Genomic DNA, 21923 nt, shown 5'->3' with positions numbered 1-21923 from the left:
GCCGGCTACCCGCTGCCGCGACCGGCAAACCAGCCGGCCCCGCCGTCGGTCAGGCCGGCAGCAACCTCGGCGCGCTCGCCGAACGCCGGAGCCGCTCGTACAACTCGACGTAACGCTGGGCCATCACCGCCGGCGTGAAGCGCTGCGCGGCCACCCGCCGGCACTCGTCGGGGTCGAGCAACTCGGCGGCGAGGACGAGGTCGTCCAACTCCTCCTCGTCGGTGGTGAGCAGCCCGGTACGGCCGTGCTCGATCAACTCCGGCAGGCAACCCCGCGCGGTGGCCACCACAGGCGTACCCAGGGCGAGCGACTCGACGACCGCCGTGCCGCCCGGCTCCTCCCACCGCAGCGGGAACAGCGACGCGCGGGCGCTGGCGAGCAGGTCGTCGCGCTCCTGGCCGGCCACGGTGCCGACCCAGCGCACCAGGTCACCGTCGACGTGCGGCGCCACCTCGTCGAGGAAGAACCGCACGTCCGGGTTCTGTCGGGCCTCGTCGCCGGCCGCGGCCAGGTCGGCCGGCCGATGGTACGGGCCGACAGGCCCGGCCAGCACCAGTGGAAGACCGACCCGGTGCGCGAGCCGGGCGCCCACGTCCTGCCCCTTGCCCGGGTTGATCCGGCCCAGGATGAGCAGGTGCTCGCCCTTCTCCGGTCGGGGCCGCCGGTCGGCGTCCACGGCGAGCGGCGTGGACAGGTGCACGTGCCCCACCGAGTGCTCCCGCAGCGCCAGCGGAGCGCGGGCCAGCTGCGACGCCGAGACACCGTTGACCCGCACCCGGTCGCCGCCGTCCAGGCTGCCGTAGAGCGCCGGATGCTTGGCCAGGTCCCAGTGCAGGGTGTGCAGGGTCGGCGGACCGGCCGGCCCCATCGCGGCGAGGGTGGCCAGCCCGACCGCCTCGACATGATCGTGCACCAGGTCGATGTCGTCGCGGGAGTACAGCTCACGGACCACCCCGGCCAGGTGCGCCTGGGCGATCCCGCAGACCTGGTTGTACGGCCGCTGCAACGCGGCGAACTGCCCGTCGGGGAAGACCGAGACCTGCTCGTCCACCGGCAGGGTGCTGCTGCCCACCGAGGCGAGCACCACCCGTACGCCGAGTCGCCGCAGCTCGGGCACGAGCGTGGCGATCACGTTCTCGATGCCGCCGTAGCCGGGCGGTGGCACCGACAGCCACGGGCCGGCGTTCATCAGCACGGTCAGATTCATCGCGCTCACGCGGCGGCCACCCGACGGAGGGGCACCCGGTGACGCAGTTCGGCCAACGGCGGGCGCTCCTCGATGGACACGTCGCTGACCACGATCTCGCGGTCCAGGTTCGGCAGGGTGTCCGAACCGCCGCGACGGAACTGGGTCAGCAACGCCTCCGGCGACAACCCGGGGGTCGCCCAGCCGCGTCGTTGCAACCGGGACCAGGCGGTCAACATGATCTGCGCGGACATCCGGCCCAGGGCCGCCGTGTCCTGGTGCCGGTGCTTGCGCTCACCGAGGTCGACCTGTGCCAGCGCGTCCAGGCCGACCAGGTCGAGCAGATCGATCATCATGGCCGTCTCCACCCCGTACCCGGAGACGAACGGCACCTGCGCCAGCACGTCCCGGCGACCCGCGTACTCGCCGGCGAGCGGCTGCACGAAGCCGGCCAGCTCGGGCCAGAAGAGGTTGAGCAGCGGTCGGGCCATCAACTCGGTGACCCGGCCCCCGCCGTCCTGCTCCACGCTGGCGGCGCCCACCAGGGGCCGGTGGTAGAAGCCCTTCACGAAGTCGACCGACGGGTCGGTCAGCAGCGGGCCGAGCAGCCCGCTCACGAAGTGCGGCCGGAACTCCCGCAGGTCGGCGTCGATGAAGGCCACCACGTCTCCCTCGGCGGCGGCCAGCCCGGCCCAGAGCGCGTCGCCCTTGCCGGTGAGCCGGGGCAGCCCCCGGGTCATCGCGTCCTGGCTGACCACCTCCGCGCCGGCGGCACGGGCCACCTGCGCGGTCCGGTCCGTGGAGCGGGAGTCCACGACGATCAGCTCGTCGACCAGGGCGACCCGATCCATCAGGTGCTCCCGGATCGTCGACACGATCGCGCCGACGGTGGCCTCCTCGTTGCGGGCCGGCAGCACCACGCTGACTCGGGTCGCACCCTTGGCGCGCATCAGCCGACGAGTCGGCCAGTCCGCAGCAGATGTCGTCCGGTACGTGGCCCACGCCTCCACCACCGGCGACACGCTCGATGTCGTATCCCGCACGGGCACCCCTCCGTTCGTGCGTGGAAAAACCGAGTTTGGTTGTTCCCATTCCTCATCACGCGCTAACCGCATTCTCGGCAACATCTTGATCACAGAGGTGACGACAATTCGTTCCCGGGGGATGAACGTTTGATTGCGCACACCCCAGGGGACTGCTCCCAGCGCAGATGAAACGTCTTCGAAGGGATGTCGGGATGCGGAAATGCCGGGTGGGTCTGGTCGGAGCCGGCGGCGTGGCGCAGCGCCACGCGCGGGTGCTGGCCGGGTTCGACGACGTCGAGCTGGTCGGCGTCACGGACGTCGCGCCGGAGGCGGCGTCCGCGCTGGCCGCACAGCACGGCGGGCGGGCCTGCGCCGACGTCGACGAGCTGCTGGCCACCGGTCTGGACGCCGTGTACGTCTGCGTGCCGCCGTTCGCGCACGGCCCCGCCGAGGAAGCGGTGATCGAGGCCGGGGTGCCGATGTTCGTGGAGAAGCCCGTCGCGGTCGACCTGGGCACCGCCGAACGGATCGCCGACCTGGTCGCCCAGCGTGGGCTGCGCACCGCCGTCGGCCACCACTGGCGTTACCTGAGTGTGCTCGACCAGGCCCGTGACCTGCTCGCCGACCGTCCGGTGCGGATGGTCAGCGGCGCCTGGCTGGACAAGGTGCCCCCGGTGGCGTGGTGGTCGCGGCGGGACCGCTCCGGCGGCCCGGTGGTCGAGCAGGCCGCCCACGTGCTCGACCTGTTCCGCGTGCTGGCCGGCGAGGTCACCGAGGTCACCGCGTACGGCAACGACATTCCGCCGCCGGTCGACGGCGCCGACATCGACTCGGTGACCACCGCCACGCTGCGCTTCGCCGACGGCGCGGTCGGCACGCTCAGCGCCGCCTGCGTCCTCGGCTGGAAGCACCGCGCCGGCCTGGAGATCCTCGCCGACGGGCTGGCCCTCGCGATCACCGAGGACGGGCTGTCGATCCGCGACGCCGACGGCGAACGACACCTCCCCGCCGACCCCGAAGCCGCCCGGGTGGCGGTGGACCGCGCCTTCGTCGACGCCGTCCTCGGCGTCGGCGACGACGTGCGCGTCCCGTACGCCGAGGCGCTGGCCACCCAGCGTCTGGCCCTCGCGGTGGCCGACTCGGCCCGTACCGGCACGACCGTGCGGCTCACCACCGCGACCGCGCCGGCGAGGCTCGCCAGCGGGGTGACCGTCGATGCGTGACAAGGTCGTGGTGGTCACCGGTCCCGGCCGGGTCGATCTCGTCGAGCAGGACGCCGCGCCGCTGCGCCCCGGCACGTTCCGGGTCGAGACGCTGTTCAGCGGCGTCTCCGCCGGCACCGAGCTGAGCTACGTCAAGGGCACGAACCCCTACCTGAACGTCACCTGGAACGCCGACCTGGGGCTGTTCCAGCCGGGCGCGGCCAGCACGCCCTACCCGGTGAACCGGCTCGGCTACATGCAGGTCGGCCGGGTGGTGGAGAGCGAAACCCCGGCCATCGCGGTGGGCACGGTCGGCGCGATGACGTACGGGCACCGCACCGGCTGGCTGGCCGACCCGGTCGCCGAGCGGTTCGTGGCGCTGCCCGACGACCTGGACCCGCTGCTCGGTGTCTACGTCGCGCACATGGGCCCGATCTGCGCCAACGGTCTGCTGCACGCCGCCGCCGACCTGCACGGCACCAATGTCCGCGCGCTCGGCGACGGGGTACGCGGCCGCCGGGTCGCCGTCGTCGGCGCCGGCGTCGTGGCGCTGTTGACGGCGTTGTTCGCCCGGCGCAACGGCGCCGCGTCGGTGGTGGTGCTCGACCCCACCCCGCACCGCCGCCAGGTCGCCGAGGCGCTCGGCCTGGAAACCCTCGACCCCGACGCGGACGACCCGGCGGTCGTGCTCAAGACCCGCTGGGCGCACACCGCCGGCGACCGGGGCGCCGACGTGGTGTTCCAGTGCCGGGGGCAGGCGTGGGCGTTGCACCTCGCCCTGCGGCTGCTGCGGCCCCAGGGCACCGTCATCGACCTCGCCTTCTACCAGGGCGGCGCGGACGAGGTCCGCCTCGGTGAGGAGTTCCACCACAACGGGCTGTCGCTGCGCTGCGCCCAGATCGGTCGGGTGCCGCGCGGGCTCGCACCCACCTGGGACCGCGAACGGCTCTCCGCCGAGACCGTCGACCTGCTCAGGACGTACGGCGACACGATCCGCAAGCACCTCGTCTCGGCGGTGGTGCCGTTCGACGAGGCGCCCGCCCTCCTCACCGACCTGGCCGACCGTCGCCGCCAGGAGCTTCAGGTGGTGCTCGCCGCCTGACCCGCCGTCGCCACGTGCCAGGGCCGACTACCGTTCCCGGCATGAGCACCGTGCAGGACCGGCCGGCTCCCGGCGACACCTCGACCGACCGGCCGGACGGCGGCAGCGCCGAGGGTCGGTCGGTCGGCCTGGCCGCGTTGCTGCCGTACCTGCGGGAGCACCGCGGCACCCTGGTCGTGGTGGGCGCGCTGTCGCTGAGCGGCTCGGCGGCGTCGCTGGCGCAGCCGCTGCTCACCCGGTCCGTGCTCGAACGTATCGGCGCCGAGCAGGGGGTGTCCCGGCTGGTGGCGGTGCTGGTGGCCCTCGTGGTGCTCGGCGCGGCGATCGGCGGGCTGCGCGACTACCTGCTGCAACGCACCGCCGAAGGGCTGGTGCTCAGCACCCGGCGCCGGCTGGCCGGCCACCTGCTGCGGCTGCCCATCGCCGAGTACGACCGCCGACGCACCGGCGACCTGCTCTCCCGGGTCGGCTCGGACACCACCCTGCTGCGCGCGGTCGTCACCTCCGGGCTCTTCGAGACGGTCACCGGGGCGGTGACGGTGGTCGGCGCCGGCACCGCCATGGTGCTGCTCGACCCGCTGCTGTTCGGCGTCACCCTGCTCGGGGTGGCGCTGGGGCTGGTCTTCGCCGCCACCTTCGCCCGCCGGGTCCGGGCGCTGGCCCGGGTCGCCCAGGAGCGGATCGGCGAGATGACCTCGGCGGTGGAGCGGGCCATCTCGGCGGCCCGGACCATCCGGGCCAGCCGCGCCGAGACCCGGGAGACGGAGACCGTCACCGGCAGCGCCCGGGAGGCGTACGCGGCGGGGCTGCGGGTGGCCCGGGTGCAGGCGTTGGTGGGCCCGATCGGCTCGGTCACCGTGCAGGGCGCATTCCTGCTGGTGCTCGGCATCGGTGGGGCGCGGGTCGCCGCCGGGGCGATCTCCGTCGGCGACCTGGTCGCGTTCGTCATGTACCTGTTCCTCCTGGCGCTGCCGCTGGGCCAGGTGCTGCGGGCGTACACCCAGTTGCAGTCCGGCCTGGGCGCCCTCCAGCGGATCGAGGAGATCCTCGCCGTGCCCGCGGAGGGCGCGGACGACCGGCCGGCGGCGGCCGCCGCGGCGGCGACCCCGCGCCGCCCGACCCCGATGATCGAGTTCGACCGGGTGGGCTTCGGCTACCCGGGCGGCGAGCCGGTGCTGCACGAGGTCAGCTTCGCGGTTCCCGCCGGCACCCGGACCGCCCTGGTCGGCCCGTCCGGCGCCGGCAAGTCCACCCTGCTGGCCCTGGTCGAGCGCTTCTACGAGGTGAGCGCCGGCGCGGTCCGACTCGACGGCGCCGACGTCCGGGACCTGCCCCGCGACGCGCTGCGGGCCCGACTCGGCTACGTCGAGCAGGAGGCCCCCGTGCTGGCCGGCACGCTGCGGGAGAACCTGCTGATCACCACCCCGGACGCCACCGACGACCGGCTACGCGACGTCCTCGACGAGGTCAACCTGGGCCACCTGGCGCAGCGCACCCCGCAGGGCCTCGACGTGCAGGTGGGGGAGGGCGGCGTCCTGCTCTCCGGCGGTGAGCGGCAGCGGCTCGCCATCGCCCGCGCGCTGCTGGCCGGCCCGCCGGTGCTGCTGCTCGACGAGCCGACCAGCAACCTCGACTCCCGCAACGAGGTCGCGCTGCGCCGCGCCATCGACGCCGTGGCCGTCCGCCGGACGCTGTTGATCGTGGCGCACCGGCTCGCCACCGTGGTCGACGCCGACCAGATCGTCGTCCTCGACGGCGGCCGGGTGGTGGCCGTGGGCACCCACGCCGAACTGACCGCCACCGACCCGCTGTACCGGGAACTCGCCAGCCACCAGCTGCTGGTCGGCTGACTGCGCCCCAGGAAGGCCGACTTGCCGGGCGGCCGGGCCGCGCACGTCGCCCGGAATCGCGTACCGTTGCCGCTCATGGGTGTGTCGCAACGGTTCAAGAGCAAGTTCCGGCGGTTTCTCCAGCGCCCCGGCTCGACCGTGGATCTTGCTCCGCTGGAGAAACTGCTCCCGGCGATCGAGGCGCGCGAGGCTGACCTCGCCGCGCTCGACGACGCCGAGCTGACCCAGGCCGCGGGCGCCGCCGCCGGTTACGAGGAGATCTGCGCCGTCGGCCGCGAGGCCGCCCGTCGTGGCCTCGACCAGCGGCCGTACGACGTGCAGCTGCTGGGCGCGATGTCGTTGCTCTCCGGCAAGGTCGCCGAAATGGCCACCGGTGAGGGCAAGACACTGACCGCCACGATCGCCGCGTACGGGCACGTCCGCCTCGGCAACGGCCCGGTGCACGTGCTCACCATCAACGACTACCTGGCCCGCCGCGACGCCCAGTGGATGGAGCCGGTCTACACCCTGCTCGGCCTCACCGTCGGCTGGGTCAACGAGGCCTCCACCCCGCAGGAGCGGCGCGACGCGTACGCCTGCGACGTCACCTACGTCTCGGTCAGCGAGGCCGGCTTCGACTACCTGCGCGACCAGTTGGTCACCGACGTGGAAGACCGGGTGCAGCCCGCGCTGACCACCGCCATCGTCGACGAGGCCGACTCGATCATGATCGACGAGGCCCGGGTGCCGATGGTCCTGGCCGGTGCCGTGCCGGGCGAGCAGGACCCGGTGCACGCCGCCGCCGGGCAGGTCCGCGGCCTGCGCAAGGGCAAGCACTACACCGTCGCGGAGGACGGGCGGAGCGTGGCGTTCACCTCCGCCGGCCTGGCCGCCATCGAGGCCAAGCTCGGCATCGACCTGTACGACGAGGAGCACGTCGCCCAGCTCTCCGCTGTCAACGTGGCGCTGCACGCGCACGCCCTGCTGCACCGCGACGTGGACTACATCGTCCGGGACGGCTCGGTCGAGCTGGTCGACGAGATGCGCGGCCGGGTGGCCCAGCGCCGCCGCTGGCCGGACGGCCTCCAGGCCGCGGTCGAGGCCAAGGAGGGGCTGGACGCCACCGCCGAGGGCGAGGTGCTCGGCACCATCGCCATGCAGGCGTACATCGCGCTCTACCCGAAGGTCTGCGGGATGACCGCCACCGCCGTGCTGGTCGGCGACCAGCTGCGGGAGTTCTTCGGCCTCGAGGTCGCGGTGATCCCGCCGAACACCCCGTGCATCCGCGAGGACGAGCCGGACCGCATCTACGCCACCCGGGCGGAGAAGGACGAGGCGCTGATCGACGAGATCCAGCGCTGGCACGCCAAGGGGCGGCCGATGCTGATCGGCACCCTGGACGTCAAGGAGTCCGAGGGGTTGGCCGCCGGGCTGAACGCCGCAGGAGTGCCCTGCGTCGTGCTGAACGCAAAGAACGACGACGAGGAAGCGGCGATCATCGCCGAGGCCGGCGCGTACGGCGCGGTGACCGTCTCCACCCAGATGGCCGGCCGGGGCGTCGACATCCGCCTCGGCGGCAGCGACCAGGCCGACCAGGAGCGGGTCGCCGAGCTGGGCGGGCTCTACGTGATCGGCAGCGGCCGGCACGACAGCCGCCGCGTGGACGACCAGCTGCGCGGTCGGGCCGGCCGACAGGGCGACCCGGGTGGCTCGGTCTTCCTGGTCAGCCTGGAGGACGACCTCGTCGTCCGGCACGCCGCCGACTCGGTGCCGGCCTCGCCGCGGATGAACGCCGACGGCCTGGTGACCGACGAGCAGGTCGACTACGCGGTGGAGCACGCCCAGCGGGTCGCCGAGGGCGTCAACCACGAGATCCACCGCAACACCTGGCGCTACAGCGTGGTGATCGAGCAGCAGCGCAAGGCCCTCGCCGCGCGCCGGGAGCGGCTGCTGACCAGCGACGTGGCCGCGGTGATGCTGCTGGAGAAGGAGCCCGAGAAGGCCGGCGAGATGGACGAGGAACTGCTCGCCCGTGCCGCCCGGTCGATCGCGCTCTACCACCTGGACCGGCTCTGGGCCGAGCACCTGGCCGAGCTGTCGGAGGTCCGCGAGGGCGTGCACCTGCGCGCGCTGGGCCGGCTCGACCCGCTGGACGAGTTCCACCGGGCCGCGGTGCCGGCGTTCAACGACCTGATCCCGGAGATCGAGGCCCGTACCATCGCCACCTTCACCGAGACCGAATTCGACGAGGACTGGCAGCCCGACGACGGCACCCTGGTCCGGCCCACCGCCACCTGGACGTACCTGGTGCACGACAACCCGTTCGGCTCCGAGCTCGACCGTCTGATCGCGTCGATCGGGCGGCGGCTCAGCGGCGCCCCGCGCTGACATTTGACCCGTCGGGGCCCCGGTCGCGCCTTGGTGTGCGGCAGGGGCCCCGATTTACGCCGTTTCGACCCAGGTTTCCCAGGGTAGTAGGGCTGGTCGGTCGAGTCGGGAGAGAGCAGACGATGACACAGGTGACGACGCTCGTCGGTCAGGCGAGAGACGGCACGGAGGCTGCGAACCGGTGAACCTCGACACGCGTGAGCCGGTGGTGCAGACCCTCGGCGTCCTGGAGGCAGCCGCGCTGTTACGGGAGCTGACCGCAGGGCTGATCTCCCTGACCGACTTTGACGAGGCGCTGCTGGCGCTGGTCCGGGTCACCCGGGACGCCGTCGCCGGCGTGCGCTGGTGCGGGTTCACCGCCCTGCGAGCCGGCGAGCCGGCCGGGGTGGCCGCCTCCGACGAGGAGCTGGCCGGGCTGGACGACCTGCGCCACGGGCCGGACTCGCCGCCGATGAGCGCTATCCACCGCCGCGAGATGATCCTCGCCGCCGACCTGACCGGCGAGCCCCGCTGGCCGGCCTGGACGGCGCACGCCCGCGACCTCGGCGTACGCGGGGTGATCTCCGCACCTGTCGACATCGACGACCAGGTGATCGGCGCGATCAACCTGTACGCTGCCGCCCCGGACCTGTTGACCCCGCAACACCAGTTGACCGCGATGCTGCTCGCCGAACACGCCGGCCTGCTCCTCGCCGCCGTCCGCGACCGCAGCCGGCAACTCACCCTCGCCGACGAACGGGACGCCTCGCTCCTGCACGACGGGGTGGTGGGCCAGGCCGTCGGCGTGATCATGACGCAGCGTGGATGCCCGCCGGCCGAGGCCCTCGACGTGCTGCGGACCGCCGCGTCGTCGCTGGACATCCCGCTGCGCGAGGTGGCCGAGCGCCTGGTCCGGACGGTCTCCCGCCCGCGCGACACCTGACCCCGGCCCAGCTGGTGGCCGCGTCGGCCGCGCTGGTGGCGGCGATGGCCGGGCTGGTGGCCGTGTCGGCCGCGCTGGTGGCGGCGATGGCCGGGCTGGTGGCCGTGTCGGCCGCGCCGCTGCCGTGATCGACTCGGTTTCCTTGAAGTCGGGGTGTCGTGGGCTCTCGGACGCCGCGCTTTCCTGAAACCCGAGTCGATCATCCGCGGTCTGGCCGTCCGGCGTCGACGGCGGGCGGTATCGGTGCCCGTTCTCCCTGCCACCGGCGAGTCGGGCGGAATCGTTTCGTCTCGACCGGCCCCGGGTAGCACTCTGGTCAGGTGAGCTGCGCCGACCCGGGGGAGGACCGATGCAGAGTCGGCTACGGGTGCAGGGGAACCCGATTCAACCGATGCTTGTGACGTTCCCGCTCGGGCTCTTCGTCAGCGCCACCGTCTTCGACCTCACCGACGTGGTCGGCGGGCCCGCGTTCCTCGGCGAGGTCGGCTACTGGACGGGCGTCGCCGCTCTCGTCGCCGCCGCGCTGACCGCCGTGGCCGGCATGGTCGACCTGTGGGACGTGCCGGGTGACCGCACCCGCCGTACCGCAGTCGCCTTCAACCTGGTGAACGCGGTGATGGCCGCCATGTTCCTGCTCACCTGCCTGGTCCGGTCGCACTCCCCGCAGCGCGGCGCGTCGGTCGCGATCCTGGTCACCGAGCTGGTCGCGCTGGCCGTCGGCGGAGTGGGCGTACACCTGGGCGCCCGGCTGATGCGTCAGTTCGACAGCGGTCGCGCCGAGGCCGGCGGCCTGGACGCGCTCGCCGGCTCCACCGGCGAGATCGCCCGCCCCTGACCCGACGTGCGAGCCGGGCCGGCGTGATCAGCAGGGTCCGCTGGCTCGCGAGTCAGGCCCGCTCGACCTGCGATTCGCGCTGGCTCGACCTGCGATTCGCGCTGGCTCGGCCTGCGAGTCGGGTCCGCTCGGCCTGCGATTCGGGCTGGCTCGGCCTGCGGGGTCCGCTGGCTCGCGAGTCGAGCCCGCCCGGCCCGCGAGCCCGACGCCCGCCCGGCCGGCGTCGTGCGCGGAGCGCGACCATACCGCTTGTCGGTCTACCATCCCCGGATGACCGCCTCCTCCCTGGACACGCTCCCGAAGATCGGTGCGCCCGCCACCCGGGCCCTGCATGGCGCCGGCTACACCGCGCTGCGCCAGCTCGCAGGCGTCCCCCGGGCGGACCTGGCGAAGCTGCACGGCATGGGCCCGAAGGCGCTCGGAATCCTCCAGGCGGCCCTCGAAGAGCACAACCTCGGCCTCGGCTGAGATCCACCGCGACCCTCCGGCGGGCGGCGGCAAATGGGTTGCCGGCCGGGTGGCCGGCCGCGAGGCTGACCACCATGACCGACGAGCGTGACGCCGAGGACTTGATCGGGGAGGCCGTCGCCGCGCCCGTCGATGGTTGGGGTTTCGGCTGGCTGGCTGGCCGGGCCACCGAGGAGCGTCCACCCTGGGGGTACGCCCAGCTCGTCGCCGACCGGATGGCGCGCGCCGACGCGGCACTGGACGTGGACACCGGGGGCGGGGAGGTGCTCGCCGAGGTGCCGCGTCCGCCGAAGCTGTTGACGGCCACCGAGGCGTGGCCGCCGAACGTCGAGGTCGCCCGACGAAACTTGCGTCGGGTCGGCGCGTCGGTGGTGGCCGTCGCGCCGGACGGGCCGTTGCCGTTCCGCGACGCCTCGTTCGACCTGGTGGTGAGTCGCCATCCGGTGCGTACCGACTGGGCCGAGACGGCGCGGGTGCTGCGGCCGGGTGGGACGTTCCTGTCGCAGCAGATCGGGGCCGGCACCATGCGGGAGTTGAGTGAGGCGATCCTCGGGCCGTTGCCGCCGCCGACCCGGCGGCACCCCGAGCAGGCGGCCGCCGCCGCCGAGGCCGCTGGCCTGCGGGTTGTCGACCTGCGTCGGGCCACCCTGCGGGCGACCTTCGCCGACATCGGCGCGGTGGTCTGGTTCCTGCGCAAGGTGATCTGGACGGTGCCAGGGTTCACGGTCGACCGCTACCGCGCACCACTGCACCGCCTCCACCGCCACATCGTCGACGAAGGCCCGTTCGTGGCCCACGCCCAACGCTTCCTCATCGAGGCCACCCGCCCCTGACCCCCGCTCACGTCGATCATGGAGTTGTGGTGCCCCACATAAGCCCAAGGGCGGGGCAATCCACCCACCACAACTCCATGATCGACGCGGGCACGGGTGGGGACGCGGGCGCGGGCACGGGTGGGGACGCGGGACGGGGGTGGGGGGTTGGGGTGGCTGTTAGTGGGGGTGGGTTTGGTGGTGGGTTGCTAGGACGTCGGCGCCGAAGTCGCTGGCGGGGCGGCGCAGGACGGTGTGCGCGTGGTTGCCGTCCGCGCTGGTGTTGTCGTACTCGATCAGCAGGTCCTCGCCCTGGATCCGGTAGTAGTGCCGCCGCCCGGGGTGGGTCGGGCCGGCCCAGGCGAAGTGCAGTGGACCGGCGTCCAGTCGGGCCGCCTCCCGGATGGCCAGTTCGGGCGGCAGCCGGTCGAGGTAGAGGGCGACCACCTGGTCGAGCAGCGCCCGGCCGGTCGGCCCCAGCCGCTGCGCCGGTACGCCGAGTGGCTCCAGTGGCGCGTCGACCCGCCCGCGGGTGGCGCTGATGATGTCCGCCGGCGCCTCGTCGGCGATGATCGCGGCGGCCCGCTCGGCCGGGCCCAGCGCGTCGAGCAGGGCTCGGGCCAGGTCCTCCTCGACGCCGAGCGGGCGGGAGACCGGCCGGCCGGCGTAGCGGACCGCGGCCGGGTTGGCGCCGAAGAAGATCGGCGCGGGGGAGACCTGACCGTCCACCACTGTCATGTTCACCGAGAGGTGGTGTCCTTCGAGTCGCCACGCCCAGCGGTCGTCGCGCGCCGGGTCGCCGAACACGGCCACCCAGTAGTCGCCGCTGTGCCGCCCGCGCTGCCAGCCCTCGGCCCGGTCCAGCACCTCCTCCAGCGAGATGATCGCCATGGCCTGCGCGTACGCCGAGGGGCTGAGCGCGGTGGCCAGCAGCCGGTGCGCGGCCTTGCGGGCGGCGACGTCGAACTCGGCGAGGCTGACGCCCGGTCGGGGTCGGGGCCGGTACTCCAGCCAGCGTCGGGCCGCCTCGTCGTCGAACGAGTGCACGGCGCTCTCGCGGGCGGCGGGGTCGAGTGCGGTCAGCAGCGCGGTGCTGGCGGCCCGCATCTGCTCCGGCAGAGGATCTTCCACCGACCCTGTATACCGGTCGGCCGTGCCGGTGTCAGCCGACGCGCAGCAGCTCCGTCATCTCCGGCAGGTCGAAGAACTGCGCGGTCTCGATGGCCGACGGGTTGCCGTGTGCCGGGTCCGCGCCGGCGGCGAGGAGCGCGCGGACCGATTCGGTGCTGCTGCGGAAGACCGCCGCGGCCAACGCGGTCTGGCCCCGGTCGTTGGCCCGGGTGTGGTCGGCGCCGCGGCCGAGCAGGGCGGCCACCGTGTCCGGGTGGGCGTGGTACGCGGCCAGGATGAGCAGCGTGTCGCCCTTGTCGTTGGTGAGGTTGACCGGCAGGCCGGCGTCGAGTTGTGCCGCCAGCTCGTCGGTGGCGCCGGCTCGGGCCAGGTCGAACATCCGGTGCGCGAACGCCAGCGTCTCGGCGTCGAGTTCCTCGGTCACCGATCCAGATTAGTCGCCCCGGTCCTGATAGGTTGCTCGGCCGGCGCGCTGGGGAGGGGTCCGATGGGTGAGACGGTGTACGTGGGCAACGCGGGCGTCGACGGCGCCACCAACGCTGGTTGGTTGCTCGGACACTTCGCGCCGCCGGGGGAGATCCGGCACAGCACCGACGTCGAGGTGAAGTGGGGCGTGCATCCGCCCGGGCAGGCCCGGTCGACGTGGGCGACCGGCGAGGTGCGCACCACTCTGCTCGTACTCGTCGAGGGTTGTTTCCGGGTGGAGTTGCCGGATCGGACGGTACGGCTGGCCGCGCCGGGCGACTACGTGGTGTGGGCCCGTGGGGTGGACCACTCCTGGTTCGCCGAGCGCGCGTCGGTGGTGTTGACGGTGCGCTGGCCCTCGCTGCCGGGCTACCGGGTGGACCCGCCTGTGCTGCGCTGATTCACCCGATCGGCTGACCTGCGTCCCAACAGACGGAATTACCTACTAAACCTATAGGCTTTGCCGTCTAGAGTACGAGGGCACCCCGCCGAACGACCCGCGAGGAACCGCCATGACGCACCACCGTCCGGAGCCCGACCTGCTGACCGTCGCCGCCGGCTGGTCCGACCCGACCGGCTGGCCGGTCGCGCTGCGGTTCGATCCCGCCGAGCGCTGGTACGCCCGCCTCGCGGCCACCGACGAGCACGAGGTGTGGGCACTGAGCTGGCTGCCCGGGCAGGGCACCGACCTGCACGACCACGGCGGCTCCTCCGGAGCGTTCCGGGTCGTCGACGGCGCACTCACCGAGGGGACCGTCAGCGCCGGCCGACTACGCCCCCGACTGCTGTCCGCCGGCGCGGGCCGTCGCTTCGGCCCCCGGCACGTGCACCAGGTGACCAACCGGGGTGCGGAACCGGCGGTCAGCGTGCACGTCTACCGGCCGGCGCTGCTGCGGATGACCCGCTACCACCTCCTGGACGGGCGGCTGCGGGTCGCGGAGGTCGCCGAGGCCGGCCGGTCCTGGTAGCCGTGCGCACCGAGATCCCCCTGTCACCGGAAGGAACCAAGAATGCAGATAACCGCAGAGCACTGTCCCGCCCCCGTGCCGCCGCCGGGTTCCCGGGGCATCGACGAGATCCTGGCCGCCGCGCGCGCCCGGCTGCGCCGGCTGGACCCGGAGCGGGCGCACCTGGCGTACCGGACCGGGGCGTTGCTCGTCGACATCCGCCCGGCCGCGCAGCGGGCCGCGCACGGCGTGGTGCCGGGCTCGCTCATCGTCGAGCGCAACGTGCTGGAGTGGCGCTTCGACCCGCGCTGCCCGGCCCGGCTGCCGCAGGCCGTCGACTACGACGTGCCGGTGGTGATCCTCTGCCAGGAGGGCTACACCTCGTCGCTGGCCGCCGCCGCGCTGCAGGACGTCGGCCTGCACCGCGCCACCGATGTGGTCGGTGGGTTCGCGGCCTGGCGGATCGCCGGCCTGCCGGCCCTCGGCCCGACCCCACTGCACCGCACCTCTGCCCTCGCGTCCCCGGTCAACGCCGGCTGGGCGCGCCACTGACCGTCACGCCACACCCGGCGTGGCGGGCGTACCGCCACACAGGAGGCACCATGTCCGTCGTCGCCATCCCCACGCGCCGCCACCCCGGGGTGCGCCCGGCCCGCCCGCGCACCGGCCCGACCCTGACCATCACCCTCGACCTCGTGCCGGGGCCGCTGAGCCCTCGGCTGGCCCGACTGGTGCAGTTGCTCGGCGAGCTGGCCGAGTCGGGGGAGGGTCAACTGCGTCCCGTCGAGGACGTCACGTCGGAGCCGCGACCGGCCCCACGTCCGGCCACCGCCGAGCCGCCCGCCAAGCCGGACCAGGTCCGCATCCTGGCCGGCTCGCGGATGGTCCGCCAGGCCGACCGGGTCATCGCGCTGACCCGCATCGAGTACGAGCTGCTGCTGTTCCTGGCCGAGCGGCCCCGCCGGGTCTTCACGCGCCTGCAACTGCTGTCCAGCGTCTGGGGTTACGAGCACGCGGTGGCCCGGACGGTGGACGTGCACGTCCGGCGGCTGCGCGCCAAACTGGCCGGCTCGGAGGTGGTCACCACCGTCTACGGGGTCGGTTACCGGCTGGCCGACGAGGCCCCGATCAGCGTGGATCACCGCAGCTGAGCCCCGGTCCGGCGGCGATGTGACCGGCCTGGTGAACCGGTCGGGGACCCCCGTATCGGGGCAACTCGACGACTCTGCTGTAATCATCAGGCCTCGTACGCAGAGCGAGCATTCGGCTCCGATGTGTTCGTCAATTGTCACATTCATGCAACGTAGCCGCCTCTTGACCCTCGCCCAGGCGCCGGGAAGCATCGATGAAGCGGCGTCCCGGGCCGTGGGGAGATACCCGGACCAGCCCAAGGAGGACCATGTCGGTCAGCCCCGCCTCGTCGCGCGCCGGATGGCATACGTCCCAACCCGCGGTGCCCGGTCGACCTCCCGGCGGCCAGCGTCGCCCGGCGAACACCGCCACGCCCGTGCTCACCGTGACGCTGTCCATCCCGCTGGCCTGTGAGGAGACGCTGACCCCGGCGGCACGTCGGCTCCTGGAGGCCGCTCGCGAAATGCTGGAACGGGGCGAAGGCGTGATCATCGGCTCGGTGCCGACCGAACGCCGCCCCGACCAGCCGCCCGCCAGCTGGTCGCCGGCCCGCCCGGTCAGCCCGACCATTCCCGCCCTGCACATCCTCGCCTCGTCGCGCTCGGTGCTGCGCGACGAGGAGCCACTGCCGTTGACCCGGCTGGAATTCGACCTGCTGCTGCACCTGGTCGCCCACCCGCGCCGGGTGTTCACCCGGCTGCAACTGCTCAACGCCGTCTGGGGCTACGAGCACGCCGGCGTACGCACCGTCGACGTGCACGTGCGTCGGCTGCGCGGCAAGGTCGGCGTGGACGTCCCGCTGGTCACCACCGTCTACGGCGTGGGCTACCGGCTGGCCGACGACGCCCGGGTCACCATCGACCGCAGCGGCTGACCCGCGACACCCATCCGCCCGGCGCGGGGCAGGATGGTCCGGTGCGCATCCGCCCCATCTCGCCTGACCTGCTTGTCACCGAGCTGACCGGCCGGCTGGCCGACGCGGCGGCCCGCGCCGCGACCTCGACGGCCGGGCCCGCGCGGCTGCGGGTGGCGGTGGACGGCGCCCCCGCCGCCGGCGTCGACGAACTGGCCGCGGCGCTTGTCGACCCGCTCCGCGCCCAGGGCCGCCCGGTGCTGCACGTGCGCGCCACCGACTTCCTCCGCCCCGCGTCGTTGCGCTTCGAGCTCGGCCGCACCAACCCGGATTCCTTCTACGAGGCCTGGGTCGACGAGGCCGGGCTGCGCCGGGAGGTGCTCGACCCGGCCGGCCCGGGTGGCACCGGCCGGCTCCTCCCGTCGCTCTGGGACGCCGACGCCGACCGGGCCAGCCGCGCCCGCTACGTCGACCTCGCACCCGGCGGCGTCGTCCTGGTCAGCGGCTCGCTGCTGCTCGGCGGCGGACTACCCTTCGACGTCACCGTCCACCTGGAGCTGTCCCCGGCGGCGCTGCGCCGGCGTACCGAACCAGCCCAGGAGTGGGCGCTGCCGGCCTTCGACAGGTACGCCGAGGAGGTCGTCCCGGCGAGCTTCGCCGACGTCGTGGTACGCGCCGACGACCCCCGCCGACCGGCGCTCGTGGAGCCCGACGGGAACTGACGAGAACCGAAAAATAGTCGGTTTGCGCGGCTGATCCGGCGGGTACTCGCCCGGCTCACAGAGCGCGGGTGATCGCCCGCGCACCGAAAGCGACCGTGACCGGGGCTCCGCGCCGCCGGCGCCCGGTTCACCCTGAGCCACAGGCCCAGAAAGGCAGGCAGCGATGCTCGTCCACGACACGGTCGGCACGACCCGGTCCCAGACGGAGATCGATCAGATCCGACGGTCGCTCCAGGCGCGCTACGACGAGTTGACCGCGGAGTACGACCAGGCGGTGCTCCAGAGCCAGGTGCTGCGGCTGGTGGAGGTCGGCGACACCGCCGGCGACGACCAGGCCGACAGCGGCACCAAGACCGCCGAGCGGGACACCGCCCAGTCCCTGTTGCGCACCATCCTCGACCGCCGCGCCCAGTACGAGCACGCCCTCGGCCGGCTCGAGGAGGGCACCTACGGTTGGTGCGAGGGCTGCTCGGCCGCCATCCCGGTGGAACGGCTGGAGATCTTCCCGTCCGCCACCACGTGTGTGACGTGCAAGCAGACTCGCGAGCGGCGGGCGGCCTGAGCCACGCCAGCGGTTGCCGGTCGGTCCGCGACGCGATGGAATTCCACAATGGGTGACATCCTCGTGGGCACCGCGTCCTGGACCGACCGCACGTTGCTGGACTCGGGGTGGTACCCGCAGACCGCGGACACCCCGGAGAAGCGGCTGGCCTACTACGCCCGGCAGTTCCCGCTCGTCGAAGTGGACGCCACCTACTACTCGCCGCCCGCCGAGGCGACTGCGCGGCTGTGGGCCGAGCGCACCCCGGCCGGCTTCACCTTCAACATCAAGGCGTTCAGCCTGCTGACCGGGCACCCCACCCGGGTCAGCGCGCTCTACAAGGACCTGCGCCCGGAGACCGACAAGAAGAACGTCTACCCCGACGACCTGCCCGCGCAGTCGTACGAGGAGGTGTGGACGCGCTTCCTGTCCGCGCTGGACCCGCTGGTCGAGGCCGGCAAGCTGGGCGCGCTGCTGTTCCAGTTCCCGCCCTGGTTCACCATCAAGCGGGCCAACAAGCAGTACCTGCTCGAGGTGGCGAAGCGCTGCGCCCCGCTGCGCCCGGTGTACGAGTTCCGGCACGCCTCCTGGTTCGACGGCGACAACGCCGACGAGACCCTGGCGTTCCTGCGCGAGCACAAACTGCCGTACGTCTGCGTGGACATGCCGCAGGGCCACCGCTCGTCGCTGCCCCCGGTGCTGGCCGCCACCGCCGACCTCGCCGTCATGCGTTTCCACGGGCACAGCGACAAGTGGACCAGCAAGGACATCCACGAGAAGTTCGGCTACCACTATTCCCAGCGGGAGTTGGCCGACTGGGCGCCGAAGCTGCGCGAACTGGCCGACGAGGCCGGGCAGACCCACGTGCTCATGAACAACTGCTACCGCGACTACGCCCAGACCAACGCGAAGACCCTGGCGGGTCTCCTCGGCGTCGACTGACCTCACCCGATCCGGGTGGGGCCGCGTCACCCGCCGCGCGGGGAGGGTGGACGTGGTGGGTACGGCCGCCCGGTGGACGGCCGACGCCGGAGACGACACGGAGGTGACGGGGATGACGGTTCGAGTGGTGACGGATCGACGGCGTGGTGCCGTTCTGCACGTGGTCGGCACGGCCGACAACGCCCGGCGCGCCCCGCAGGGCAGCCCGGTGCGGGCCCGCCGCGGCCCGGTGGGGCCGCCGCGCCGCGCCGACGACCGACGGTGGGACAGCACGGAACGGGGGTCGACCGATGGCTGACTCGATGATCTCGGCGTTCGAGTCCTCGCTGGACAAGACGAACCTCATTCTCAAGGACATCGAGAACGCGTACGGCTGGCCGAAGGACCGGCGCAACCAGTCGTACGCGGCCCTGCGCACGGTGCTGCACCTGCTGCGCGACCGGCTGCCGGTGAACGAGAGCGTGGAGTTCGCCCAGCAGTTGCCGGTGCTGGTCCGGGGGATCTACTTCGACGGCTGGGTCCCGTCCGACGTGCCGATCAAGCTCAACCGCGACGACTTCCTCTACGAGGTCCGGCAGGGCTTCCCGTACGACGCCGAGGGTGGCGCGGAACGGGTGACCCAGGTGGTGCTGGACACCCTGCGCCGCCACGTCACCCAGGGTGAGTGGCAGGACGTGAAGGACACCATGCCCAAGGATCTCGCCGTGATGATGCCGTGACGGCCTGACACCCTGAGCCCGCCCGACCGCTGTCGGGCGGGCTCAGTCGTCGTCGGCGGCGGTCGGCACCCGCGACACCGGGTGCCCGGCCCGACGGGCCAGCGCGGCGAACGCGACGGCGTCCACGATCGCGGCGCCGCCCGGATCGTTGTTGAAATACACGTACGCCGGCTCGTCCGGGCCGAAGGCGTCGGTCAGCCGGCCCACCCAGGACCGCAGCGCGGCACGGCCGTAGCGGGGCCACGGTCGCGCCCGACCCTCGTGCAGACGCAGGTAGCCGAAGTCGGTGGTGCGCCAGCGCGGGGCGACCGGTCGACCCAGCCGGTCCGCCCAGACCAACGCCGCCCGATGCCGTTCCAGCACCGCCCGGGTGGCGTCGATCCACCAGGAGGGGTGTCGGGGCTCCACCGCGACCCGCACCTCTGCCGGGAACAGTCGCAGCGTGGCGTCCAGCGCCTCGACGTCCGCCCGCAGGTTGGGCGGCAGTTGCAGCAGCACCGGGCCGAGCCGGTCACCGAGCGCGGTGGCGCGGCCGAGGAACCGGGCCACCGGCTCCGCCGGGTCACGCAGCCGCTTGATGTGGGTGAGGTAGCGGCTCATCTTCACCGCCACGCAGAAGTCCGCAGGGGTCCGTGCCCGCCAGGCGGCGAAGGTGTCCCGCTCGGGCAGCCGGTAGAAGGCGTTGTTGACCTCCACCGTGGCGAACCCGGCAGCGAAGTGCTCCAGCCAGAGGCGCTGCGGCAGCCGCTGCGGGTAGAGGCGGCCGCGCCAGTCCCGGTACTGCCAGCCGGACGTGCCCACCAGGATCACCACCCCATCCTGGCACTCTCCGCCGCCGCCCGCGAACTGCCCGTGTCGCCCTGTTCCGGCGTCTACGGTGAGGGTTAGAGAAGATCGCGCGTGGGGTACCACCCGCAGCACGACGGACCCCGGCGTACGGCGGGGCGGCACACCCGAGGGAGTACCGATGGCACTCAACGATGACGACATGCAGACCACCGGCGGCGGCGGCATGGAGGGCCCGGCCGACGGCGGCGCGACCCCCGGTCAGCAGGACGGTGGCGCCGACGGCGGCGCGGAGGGTCCTGCCGATGGTGGTGCCACTCCTGGTCAGCAGGACGGTGGCGCCGACGGCGGCGCGGAGGGTCCTGCCGATGGTGGTGCCACTCCTGGTCAGCAGGACGGTGGCGCCGACGGCGGCGCGGAGGGTCCCGCCGATGGTGGTGCCACTCCTGGTCAGCAGGACGGTGGCGCTGACGGCAGCGCCCGGTAGCGGCACGCCATGACGTACCTCGACCCGCCGGGCGGCCACGGCCGCCCGGCGGTTCCGTCCGCTGGGGCCGCCGCGGCACTGGCCCGCTGCGTTTCGGTCGAGCCGGCCAAGTTCGCCGCCGCGCACTGGGGGCACACGCCGCTGCTGTCCCGCGCCGCCGAACTGCCCGACCCGGCCGGCTTCACCGACCTGCTCAGCCCAGCCGACGCCGACGAGCTGCTGAGTCGGCGCGGTCTGCGTACCCCGTTCCTGCGCGTCGCCAAGGACGGCCAGTTGGTCGCGGCGGCGCGCTGGACCGGCGGCGGCGGCGCGGGCGCCGAGATCGGCGACCAGGTGCTCGACGAGCGAATCCTGGAGCAGTACGCGTCCGGGGCCACGCTCGTGTTGCAGGGTCTGCACCGGATCTGGCCGCCGCTCGTCGACTTCGCCCGCGACCTGGGCCTCGCGCTCAACCAGCCGCTGCAGGTCAACGCCTACCTGACCCCGGCCGGCAGTCAGGGCTTCGCCACCCACTACGACACCCACGACGTGTTCGTGCTCCAGGTCGACGGCCGCAAGCACTGGCGGATCCACCCGCCGGTGCTGCCCGACCCGTTGGAGAAGCAGCCGTGGGGTGGCCGCGCCGACGAGGTCGGCGCCACCGCCCAGGGCCCGGCCGCGCTGGACGTCGTGCTCGCCCCCGGCGACGCCCTCTACCTGCCGCGGGGGTGGTTGCACAGCGCACAGGCGCAGGACGCCAGCTCGCTGCACCTGACCGTGGGCATCCGCGCGCTCACCCGCTACGCCCTGGTCGAGGAGTTGCTGGCGCTGGCCACCGAGGACCAGCGGCTGCGGGCCAGCCTGCCGTTCGGCACCGACGTGGCCGACCCGGACGCCATCGAGCCGGAGCTGACCGAGACGGTGGAGGCGTTGCGGGACTGGCTGCTGCGCGCCGACCCGAGCGCGGTCGCCGCCCGACTGCGGCAGCGGGTTTGGCCGGCCGCCCGCCCGGCACCGATCCGCCCACTCGCCCAGGCCGACGCCGTGGCCACACTGGACGCCGACTCCCGGGTCACCCTGCGGCCCGGCCTGCGCTGGCAGTTGGTGCCGCACGACGCGGACACGGTCGCGATGCGGCTCTTCGACCGCACCATCACCCTGCCGGCGAGCTGCGAGCCGGCCGCCCGCGCACTGCTCACCGGCACGGTCACCCGGGTCGGTGACCTGCCCGGCCTGCCCGACGACGCCGACCGGGTCACCCTGGCCCGCCGGTTGCTCCGGGAGGCCGTGCTCGTCCCTGCGTGATTCCGGCGGGGTGATCGACCGGCCCCGGCGCGACGGGCTAGTCGGCCGTGATCGACTCGGTTTTCAGGAAGTCGCGAGGTCCCGGAGGCGGGGACAGCGCGGTTTCCAGAAAACCGAGTCGATCACGTCCCCGGCGCGCGGCGGGG

General features: G+C 73.3%; 25 protein-coding genes. 20 read left to right on the top strand and 5 right to left on the bottom strand.

Annotated features, from left to right (window positions below; translation table 11 throughout):
• Nucleotides 1-49: 49 nt before the first annotated feature.
• Both ACLQ3B_RS25970 and ACLQ3B_RS25965 read right to left on the bottom strand, forming a co-directional pair.
• Nucleotides 50-1207: a glycosyltransferase gene (locus ACLQ3B_RS25970; protein ID WP_425783495.1), complete on the bottom strand. Its 1158-nt coding sequence runs from the start codon at nt 1205-1207 to the stop codon at nt 50-52.
• A 5-nt stretch (nt 1208-1212) separates the two neighbouring features.
• Complete coding sequence (locus ACLQ3B_RS25965; RefSeq protein WP_425783494.1) at nt 1213-2196, bottom strand: glucosyl-3-phosphoglycerate synthase; 984 nt, start codon at nt 2194-2196, stop codon at nt 1213-1215.
• Between the two features lie 227 nt (nt 2197-2423).
• Here ACLQ3B_RS25965 and ACLQ3B_RS25960 point away from each other — a divergent pair, with 227 nt between their 5' ends.
• The 8 genes from ACLQ3B_RS25960 (at nt 2424) to ACLQ3B_RS25925 (ending at nt 11790) form a co-directional block, all read left to right on the top strand.
• Nucleotides 2424-3434 carry a Gfo/Idh/MocA family protein gene (locus tag ACLQ3B_RS25960; protein ID WP_425783308.1) on the top strand — a complete coding sequence of 337 codons (1011 nt, stop codon included), beginning with the start codon at nt 2424-2426 and terminating at the stop codon, nt 3432-3434.
• Nucleotides 3427-4515, top strand: a complete 1089-nt coding sequence (locus tag ACLQ3B_RS25955; protein ID WP_425783307.1) for a zinc-dependent alcohol dehydrogenase — start codon at nt 3427-3429, stop codon at nt 4513-4515. The genes ACLQ3B_RS25960 and ACLQ3B_RS25955 overlap by 8 nt, the downstream gene beginning before the upstream one ends.
• Before the next feature lie 41 nt (nt 4516-4556).
• Nucleotides 4557-6365, top strand: coding sequence for an ABC transporter ATP-binding protein (locus ACLQ3B_RS25950; protein WP_425783306.1), 1809 nt, complete (start codon nt 4557-4559; stop codon nt 6363-6365).
• A 75-nt stretch (nt 6366-6440) separates the two neighbouring features.
• On the top strand, nt 6441-8732 hold the full coding sequence (gene secA2, locus ACLQ3B_RS25945) for an accessory Sec system translocase SecA2 (RefSeq protein WP_425783305.1): 2292 nt from the start codon (nt 6441-6443) through the stop codon (nt 8730-8732).
• Between the two features lie 181 nt (nt 8733-8913).
• On the top strand, nt 8914-9654 hold the full coding sequence (locus tag ACLQ3B_RS25940) for a GAF and ANTAR domain-containing protein (RefSeq protein WP_425783304.1): 741 nt from the start codon (nt 8914-8916) through the stop codon (nt 9652-9654).
• A 349-nt stretch (nt 9655-10003) separates the two neighbouring features.
• Nucleotides 10004-10489, top strand: coding sequence for a DUF2231 domain-containing protein (locus ACLQ3B_RS25935; protein WP_425783303.1), 486 nt, complete (start codon nt 10004-10006; stop codon nt 10487-10489).
• A 270-nt stretch (nt 10490-10759) separates the two neighbouring features.
• Nucleotides 10760-10957, top strand: a complete 198-nt coding sequence (locus ACLQ3B_RS25930; protein ID WP_425783302.1) for a DNA-binding protein — start codon at nt 10760-10762, stop codon at nt 10955-10957.
• A gap of 74 nt (nt 10958-11031) precedes the next feature.
• Nucleotides 11032-11790 (top strand): class I SAM-dependent methyltransferase, encoded by a 759-nt coding sequence (locus ACLQ3B_RS25925; protein ID WP_425783301.1) that lies wholly within the window; start codon nt 11032-11034, stop codon nt 11788-11790.
• A gap of 159 nt (nt 11791-11949) precedes the next feature.
• Here ACLQ3B_RS25925 and ACLQ3B_RS25920 read toward each other — a convergent pair whose 3' ends face one another.
• The gene (locus tag ACLQ3B_RS25920) at nt 11950-12900 is read right to left on the bottom strand and encodes a DUF3500 domain-containing protein (protein WP_425783300.1); all 951 of its coding nucleotides are present in this window, start codon (nt 12898-12900) and stop codon (nt 11950-11952) included.
• Nucleotides 12901-12931: 31 nt separating this feature from the next.
• On the bottom strand, nt 12932-13324 hold the full coding sequence (locus ACLQ3B_RS25915; RefSeq protein ID WP_425783299.1) for an ankyrin repeat domain-containing protein: 393 nt from the start codon (nt 13322-13324) through the stop codon (nt 12932-12934).
• 63 nt (nt 13325-13387) lie between these two features.
• On the opposite strand from ACLQ3B_RS25915, the gene ACLQ3B_RS25910 reads away from it, so the two are divergent.
• The 10 genes from ACLQ3B_RS25910 to ACLQ3B_RS25865 all read left to right on the top strand — a co-directional run bounded on the left by ACLQ3B_RS25910 (nt 13388) and on the right by ACLQ3B_RS25865 (nt 19220).
• Entirely contained in the window at nt 13388-13765 is a 378-nt protein-coding gene (locus tag ACLQ3B_RS25910; RefSeq protein ID WP_425783298.1) for a signal peptidase I, read from the top strand.
• A gap of 112 nt (nt 13766-13877) precedes the next feature.
• Nucleotides 13878-14333 carry a cysteine dioxygenase gene (locus ACLQ3B_RS25905; protein ID WP_425783297.1) on the top strand — a complete coding sequence of 152 codons (456 nt, stop codon included), beginning with the start codon at nt 13878-13880 and terminating at the stop codon, nt 14331-14333.
• A gap of 42 nt (nt 14334-14375) precedes the next feature.
• Nucleotides 14376-14864, top strand: a complete 489-nt coding sequence (locus tag ACLQ3B_RS25900; protein WP_425783296.1) for a rhodanese-like domain-containing protein — start codon at nt 14376-14378, stop codon at nt 14862-14864.
• A 122-nt stretch (nt 14865-14986) separates the two neighbouring features.
• The gene (locus ACLQ3B_RS25895) at nt 14987-15463 is read left to right on the top strand and encodes a winged helix-turn-helix domain-containing protein (RefSeq protein WP_425783493.1); all 477 of its coding nucleotides are present in this window, start codon (nt 14987-14989) and stop codon (nt 15461-15463) included.
• Nucleotides 15464-15711: 248 nt separating this feature from the next.
• Nucleotides 15712-16317, top strand: a complete 606-nt coding sequence (locus ACLQ3B_RS25890) for a winged helix-turn-helix domain-containing protein (protein ID WP_425783295.1) — start codon at nt 15712-15714, stop codon at nt 16315-16317.
• A 41-nt stretch (nt 16318-16358) separates the two neighbouring features.
• A complete protein-coding gene (locus tag ACLQ3B_RS25885) occupies nt 16359-17018 on the top strand; it encodes a uridine kinase (RefSeq protein ID WP_425783294.1) in 660 nt (219 codons plus the stop codon).
• A gap of 163 nt (nt 17019-17181) precedes the next feature.
• On the top strand, nt 17182-17580 hold the full coding sequence (locus tag ACLQ3B_RS25880) for a TraR/DksA family transcriptional regulator (protein WP_425783293.1): 399 nt from the start codon (nt 17182-17184) through the stop codon (nt 17578-17580).
• 48 nt (nt 17581-17628) lie between these two features.
• The gene (locus ACLQ3B_RS25875; RefSeq protein ID WP_425783292.1) at nt 17629-18501 is read left to right on the top strand and encodes a DUF72 domain-containing protein; all 873 of its coding nucleotides are present in this window, start codon (nt 17629-17631) and stop codon (nt 18499-18501) included.
• A 112-nt stretch (nt 18502-18613) separates the two neighbouring features.
• Complete coding sequence (locus ACLQ3B_RS25870; RefSeq protein WP_091408861.1) at nt 18614-18799, top strand: hypothetical protein; 186 nt, start codon at nt 18614-18616, stop codon at nt 18797-18799.
• Nucleotides 18792-19220 (top strand): DUF2267 domain-containing protein, encoded by a 429-nt coding sequence (locus tag ACLQ3B_RS25865; RefSeq protein WP_425783291.1) that lies wholly within the window; start codon nt 18792-18794, stop codon nt 19218-19220. Before ACLQ3B_RS25870 ends, ACLQ3B_RS25865 begins: the two co-directional genes overlap by 8 nt.
• Nucleotides 19221-19262: 42 nt before the next feature.
• Here ACLQ3B_RS25865 and ACLQ3B_RS25860 read toward each other — a convergent pair whose 3' ends face one another.
• Nucleotides 19263-20030 carry a DUF72 domain-containing protein gene (locus tag ACLQ3B_RS25860; RefSeq protein WP_425783290.1) on the bottom strand — a complete coding sequence of 256 codons (768 nt, stop codon included), beginning with the start codon at nt 20028-20030 and terminating at the stop codon, nt 19263-19265.
• Nucleotides 20031-20187: 157 nt separating this feature from the next.
• On the opposite strand from ACLQ3B_RS25860, the gene ACLQ3B_RS25855 reads away from it, so the two are divergent.
• Nucleotides 20188-20493 carry a hypothetical protein gene (locus tag ACLQ3B_RS25855; protein ID WP_425783289.1) on the top strand — a complete coding sequence of 102 codons (306 nt, stop codon included), beginning with the start codon at nt 20188-20190 and terminating at the stop codon, nt 20491-20493.
• Nucleotides 20494-20502: 9 nt separating this feature from the next.
• Nucleotides 20503-21777 carry a cupin domain-containing protein gene (locus ACLQ3B_RS25850; RefSeq protein WP_425783288.1) on the top strand — a complete coding sequence of 425 codons (1275 nt, stop codon included), beginning with the start codon at nt 20503-20505 and terminating at the stop codon, nt 21775-21777.
• Nucleotides 21778-21923 lie beyond the last annotated feature (146 nt).

Origin of the sequence: Micromonospora sp. DT53 (genome assembly GCF_049841535.1) — a bacterium.
In the GTDB taxonomy this organism is placed as follows: domain Bacteria; phylum Actinomycetota; class Actinomycetes; order Mycobacteriales; family Micromonosporaceae; genus Micromonospora.
Note: the sequence above shows the minus strand (reverse complement) of the source record. Positions and strands in the feature narration are given on the sequence as shown.